7 protein-coding genes are annotated in these 6000 nt (G+C 39.6%); all 7 read left to right on the top strand.

Annotation, left to right across the window (positions count from 1 at the left end; all coding sequences use genetic code 11):
• Positions 1-239: 239 nt before the first annotated feature.
• The 7 genes from GHI45_RS09740 to GHI45_RS09710 all read left to right on the top strand — a co-directional run bounded on the left by GHI45_RS09740 (position 240) and on the right by GHI45_RS09710 (position 5958).
• Complete coding sequence (locus tag GHI45_RS09740) at positions 240-1385, top strand: amidohydrolase (RefSeq protein ID WP_147780508.1); 1146 nt, start codon at positions 240-242, stop codon at positions 1383-1385.
• A gap of 142 nt (positions 1386-1527) precedes the next feature.
• Positions 1528-2211, top strand: a complete 684-nt coding sequence (locus GHI45_RS09735) for a DeoR/GlpR family DNA-binding transcription regulator (RefSeq protein WP_153497445.1) — start codon at positions 1528-1530, stop codon at positions 2209-2211.
• Positions 2212-2353: 142 nt separating this feature from the next.
• Positions 2354-3271, top strand: coding sequence for a 1-phosphofructokinase (pfkB, locus tag GHI45_RS09730; protein ID WP_147780510.1), 918 nt, complete (start codon positions 2354-2356; stop codon positions 3269-3271).
• An 18-nt stretch (positions 3272-3289) separates the two neighbouring features.
• Complete coding sequence (locus GHI45_RS09725; RefSeq protein WP_147780511.1) at positions 3290-5206, top strand: fructose-specific PTS transporter subunit EIIC; 1917 nt, start codon at positions 3290-3292, stop codon at positions 5204-5206.
• Between the two features lie 96 nt (positions 5207-5302).
• The gene (locus tag GHI45_RS09720) at positions 5303-5545 is read left to right on the top strand and encodes a hypothetical protein (RefSeq protein ID WP_147780512.1); all 243 of its coding nucleotides are present in this window, start codon (positions 5303-5305) and stop codon (positions 5543-5545) included.
• Positions 5532-5738: a hypothetical protein gene (locus GHI45_RS09715; protein ID WP_147780513.1), complete on the top strand. Its 207-nt coding sequence runs from the start codon at positions 5532-5534 to the stop codon at positions 5736-5738. Before GHI45_RS09720 ends, GHI45_RS09715 begins: the two co-directional genes overlap by 14 nt.
• Positions 5739-5766: 28 nt before the next feature.
• Entirely contained in the window at positions 5767-5958 is a 192-nt protein-coding gene (locus GHI45_RS09710; RefSeq protein WP_147780514.1) for a hypothetical protein, read from the top strand.
• Positions 5959-6000: the final 42 nt, after the last annotated feature.

Below are 6000 nucleotides of genomic sequence, written 5' to 3'. Positions count from 1 at the left end.
ATTTCGTGTGTTATAATGGTCTTGCATCTGAATCCTCTTCCTACTTGTGTTTCCCAATTCAAGTATAAGAAATTCAGATGCGTTTTGCTTACTTCAAGGTGGCTAAACTAATTTTACAATTTACCTTAAAAAAATAAATCATCAAATAAGCAAATATTTGTTATACTAGAAAGATATGTAGCTTAACTAATTTTTATAGTTGGTACAGGATAGATCAAAATTAGAATGAGAAATAAAGTATGTTAGAAAAAAATGAAATTGAAGATTTGATTGCGATTCGTCATCATATTCACCAAAATCCTGAATTGTCCGAGCAAGAATTTGCCACAACGGCCTTTCTGCGTGAAAAAATTGAGGCTTTAGGAATTGAGATTTTGCCAAGCGAAACTTTGAAAACTGGATTTGTTGCACAAATTGGCTCAGGAAAACCGGTCATTGCCTTACGTGCTGACATTGATGCTTTGCCTATTTTAGAAAAGACCAAACTTGATTTTTCCTCTGAAAATGAGGGAGTCATGCATGCGTGTGGCCATGATATGCACATGACCAGTCTCTTAGGTGCTGCCAAAATTCTAAAAAGTCGTGAGCAGGAACTTCAAGGGACGGTCAAACTTATTTTTCAACCTGCAGAAGAGTTAGGGACAGGGGCACGTGATGTTTTAGCAGCGGGACTTGTTTCTGATGTTGATGCTTTCTTTGGCTATCACAACATGCCTACGCTTCCAGCCGGTGTGATTGGGTTGAGAGAAAAGGGTGTGATGGCTGCGGTTGAGCAATTTGATGTAACCATTATTGGTCAAGGAAGTCATGCTGCCTATCCTCATGAGGGAATTGACCCAATCCTTGCGACTTCAGCAATCGTGCAAAATCTCCAACAGATTGTTTCACGCAACGTGCCACCGCTTGAAGCTGCGGTCCTTTCTGTCACGCATGTTGAAGCAGGAAATACTTGGAATGTTTTGCCAGACACAGCGCGTTTTGAAGGGACCATTCGAACTTTTGACGAAAAAATAACGGCCTTGACGAAACAGCGCTTCATCGAAGTGGTTGAAAATACAGCGCGCGCCTTTGGTGTCAGAGCTGACATTCATTGGATTATGGGATCTGATGCAACCTATAATGATCCAGAGCTGACTGCTCATCTCTTTGATATGACGAAAAAATGGCATGAAGCGACGATTGTTACAGAACCATCAAGTGCGGGTGAAGATTTTGCTTCTTACCGAAGACAAGCTCCATCGGTTTTTGCCTTTATCGGCTCAAACGAAGTTGGTGCCTCAGGGCTACATTTCGCAGATATGACCCTAAAAGACGAAGCGCTTAGTGTGGCTGTGGAATATTATGTGCATACAGCATTTGCAGCGCTTGATTATCTCAAAAAATAAAAGAAACGAAAATAACTTTTAACAAGTTATTTTTTTTTGATAAAAAATGATAGTTTTTGGTTGATTTTGAAAAATAAAAGTGTATAATTAAAATGTAAGTGATTTCAAGGAGGCGATTACAATTTTAGCAAATGACCGAAAAATGATTATTTTAGAATTTCTCAACCAGAAGCAAAGGGCAACATTAGAAGAATTGCAAGAGCTGACAGAGTCCTCTGCGTCAACAATACGACGGGATTTGAATGAATTGGAAGAAGAACAACGCCTAAGAAGAATTCATGGCGGTGCAGAACTCATTCAGGATTTTTCCGATGAGTTGTCTTATTTTGAAAAATCTACCAAAAACGTTCAAGAAAAGCAAAACATTGCCAAAAAGGCCCTCAAAAAAATTGCCAATGGCGATACCATTTATTTGGATGCGGGGACCTCAACAGGTGCTTTGATTGCCGAGCTAAATGGTTTAAAGATGAAAGTAACGGTGGTTACCAATTCGGTGACACACGCCTCATTATTGATTAACGAGCAGATTAGGGTATATATTTTAGGTGGACTCATCAAAAAAAGTACTGACTCAGTTATCGGTGGACAGGCAATCAATCAGTTGAAAAATTATCGCTTCAATGTTGCTTTTATCGGCGCCAATGGTTACGACCCAGAAAATGGAGCCATGACACCAGATACGGAAGAAGCGGCAGTCAAGCGGACAGCGATTTTACAAGCGGACAGTTCTTATTTGTTGATTGATAAAAGTAAAATTGGCCAACGCAGCTTTGTTTGTTTTGCATCAGCGGAAGAAATTGAAATTATCACAGACGAAATATACTAGGCTAACTTTAAAATCGTTAAGATTTTATTAGTTAGTCTGCAAATGACTGCCCTTGGAGCGGTGAGCGAATAAGGAAAGCTGCGCGAGCAGCCTAACTAAAAAGCAAACTGTTTTTTAGTTAGTGCAGTATAGGAGAAGATGAATGATTTACACAGTAACATTGAACCCAGCCCTTGATTATTTTATGGCTTATGACAGAGTCGAAATCGGGGATGTCAATCGGACGAAAGTCACGCGAATGACACCGGGTGGCAAAGGCATTATGGAAAGTAGAATGTTGTCCTTGTTAAAAACGGAAAATACAGCGTTAGGCTTTATCGGCGGTTTTACAGGACAAGCCATCAAAGATAGTCTGATTACCCAAGGGATTCAAACAGATTTCACAGAAATTCAAGGCCAATCTCGTGTCAATGTCAAACTTAAGACAGCCGCTTCAGAAACCAGTCTTGATGCTGCTGGACCGGACTTGACCGCAGAAGACATTGAACGCTTTTTAGCAAAATTTGACCTCTTGCAAGCTAACGATATTGTTGCCTTGGCAGGAACGGCACCAAAAAGTTTAGGTGATACCTTTTATGAAGTATTGATTGAAAAAATTGTTTCCAAAGGTGCTAATTTCGCCATTGATGTGGACGGTCAAAAGTTGCTTCGCACATTGGCGCAAAAACCATTGGTTGTTAAGCCTAACCGCGAAGAGTTAGAAGCCATTTTTGATGTCACATTCAATGAGATGAAAGAGATCATTCCTTATGGTAAAAAATTACTTGAGATGGGCGCAAAAAATGTCATGGTGTCAATGGCGGGCGACGGGGCTTTACTCTTTAGCAAGGAAGATGTTTATTTTGCCGCACCTGTGAAAAACACCATCAAAAATTCAGTTGGTGCTGGTGACTCGACAGTGGCAGGATTTATCGCTGAATGGTCTAAATCACAAGATCCACTCAAGTCCTTCAAGCAAGGAGTGGCTTGTGGAACAGCAAAAGTTTTCTCAGATGACATGCCAACAGAAGCCTTTCTTACGTCATGCTTCGACCAAATAAAAATTGAAAAAATAAATTAACAATAAGGAGGATTTCTCTTGGAAATCAAAGATTTATTAAACAAAAAAGTTATGATTTTAGATCTAAAATCAACAACAAAAGAAGCTGCCATTGATGAAATGGTTAATCAATTAGTTGAAACAGGTTTTGTCACTGATTTTGCAACGTTTAAAGCTGGGATTTTGGCGCGTGAAGCACAAACGTCAACAGGTCTTGGCGATGGAATTGCCATGCCTCACTCAAAAAATGGTGCAGTCAAAGAAGCGGTTGTCTTGTTTGCACGAAGTCAAGCAGGTGTTGATTATGCCTCACTTGATGGTCAGCCAGCACAAGTCTTCTTTATGATTGCGGCACCAGAAGGGGCAAACGACACGCATTTGGCTGCCCTTGCTGAATTGTCAAAATTCTTGTTGCAAGACGGCTTCAAAGACAAACTTTTGGCTGCAAGATCAGCTGATGAAATTTCTAATTTGTTCATCAAAAAAGAAGAAGATGAAATCGAACTCCCTGTCAGCTCTGACAAGTTCTTGGTAGCTGTTACTGCTTGTACAACAGGGATTGCACATACTTATATGGCAGAAGAATCTCTCAAAAAGACAGCTGCAAAAATGGGTATCGCCATCAAAGTTGAAACAAACGGTGCTAAAGGTGTTGGCAACAAATTAACGGCTGCTGATATTGAAAAAGCGGATGGTGTTATCATTGCAGCAGATAAGAAAGTGGACATGCCACGTTTCGCAGGAAAACACTTGATTTCAAAACCTGTTGCTGAAGGCATTCGTCATCCAGAAGATTTGATTAACGCGGCTTTGTCAGAAACAGCGCCAGTTTATAAAGGAAATGGTCAAGCAGTTGTCAGCGATGACAGCGGCGAAAAACAAGGACTCGGAAAAGCATTTTACAAACATTTGATGGGTGGCGTTTCTGCAATGTTGCCATTCGTTGTTGGTGGTGGGATTTTGATTGCACTTGCCTTCTTGATTGACCAATCCCTTGGTGTCCCTCATGACCAGTTGGCAAATCTTGGGGTCTATCACCCTATTGCAGCTTACTTTAAAAACATCGGGGGTGCAGCATTTGCCTTCATGCTCCCAGTCCTGTCAGGTTATATTGCGAATTCAATCGCTGACCGTCCGGGGCTTGTAGCAGGTTTCGTAGCTGGTTCAATGGCTTCAAGCGGAATGGCTTTTGGAAAATTAGATGCTGCTAAAATGATTCCTTCAGGTTTCTTGGGTGCATTGGTCGGTGGGTTCATTGCTGGTGGTGTCATTCTCTTGCTTCGCAAAGCCTTTTCTAAATTGCCAAATTCTTTAGAAGGAATCAAAGCAATCTTACTTTACCCATTGCTTGGGACAGCCATTACCGGATTTATCATGTTGTTCATCAATATTCCAATGGCAAGCGTCAACGTTGCATTGAGCAATTTCTTGAACAGCTTGTCAGGATCATCAGCACTCCTTCTTGGTATTGTTGTTGGTGGAATGATGGCCATTGACCTTGGTGGCCCAATCAATAAAGCTGCCTACATCTTTGCGACAGGAACACTTGCTTCAACAGTTGCAACAGGTGGATCAGTAATCATGGCCAGCGTTATGGCTGGTGGGATGGTTCCACCACTTGCAACAACTGTTGCTGTACTCTTGTTCAAAAATAAATTTACCAAAGAAGAACGTAACTCAGGTTTGACAAATATCGTTATGGGCTTGTCATTTATCACAGAAGGTTCAATTCCATTTGCTGCTGCTGACCCTGCACGTGCAATCCCATCATTCTTTGTTGGTGCTGCCGTTGCTGGTGGATTGACAGGACTTGCCAATATCAAATTGATGGCACCTCACGGCGGAATTTTCGTTCTTGCCTTGACAAACAACCCATTCCTCTATCTGCTCTTTATCCTTATCGGAGCAGTAATCTCAGGCGTCTTGTTTGGTGCATTGAAAAAAGTTAAAGCATAAGAAAAAAATAGAAAGAACAGGTTTCCTGTTCTTTTTTTGTTTTAAATAAAATACAAAAAGTGCGTGAGATATGATATACTAAGCTGGGGGATAAAAATGGGATATTATAAACTTAAAGATAAATTGAACGAAGGAAAAATCATCAATTTCGACTTTCAAAATCGTATTTGTGATATGTTTGATTTTCAAGACAAAACTTGGAAACCAGCTGATATAAATATTAACGATTATCTTATGCCTTACGATTATAAATTTAATATGTTTGACCAACTCAGCGAAAAAGAATCACTCGAATATATCATGAGAAAATTGGAGGAGAAAACCAATGGAAATTGTTGATTATCTTGCAAAGAGAGTCAAAATCGTTAGCATCGAAAATAAAATTTGGATTGGTAGAGTTTCAGACTATACTACCAGTGCTGATAATGATGACGAAGGCGAATATATTTGTATCACACCAGAGTCAGGGAAACTACAAGGGCAGCCTGTTGTGTTCTATCCTAATGAAATTAAAAAAATAGAATTGATTTAAGCTTTGTTAGAATTGCACACGGAGGCAAATGATGAAAATAAAACAATATGATTATGTCGAGCTTAAAAATGGTCAAAAAGGCTGGGTCGTTGAAATTTTTGATGATAAAAATTTTATGTTTGAAGCGACTGACGATGATGATTTGATTTTGCCAACTGTTCCATTTAGTGACATTGAAAAAAATCTAACCAATTTAAAAAATGGTAAATTGAATTTATAAGATTGAAAAATAAATGATTGCTAGTAATCAAGTTTCTTATAC

It is taken from the genome of Lactococcus sp. dk101 (genome assembly GCF_009601055.1).
Classification (GTDB): Bacteria; Bacillota; Bacilli; order Lactobacillales; family Streptococcaceae; genus Lactococcus.
The sequence above is the reverse complement of the archived record's forward strand: the minus strand, read 5'-3'. Positions and strand labels throughout refer to the sequence as shown.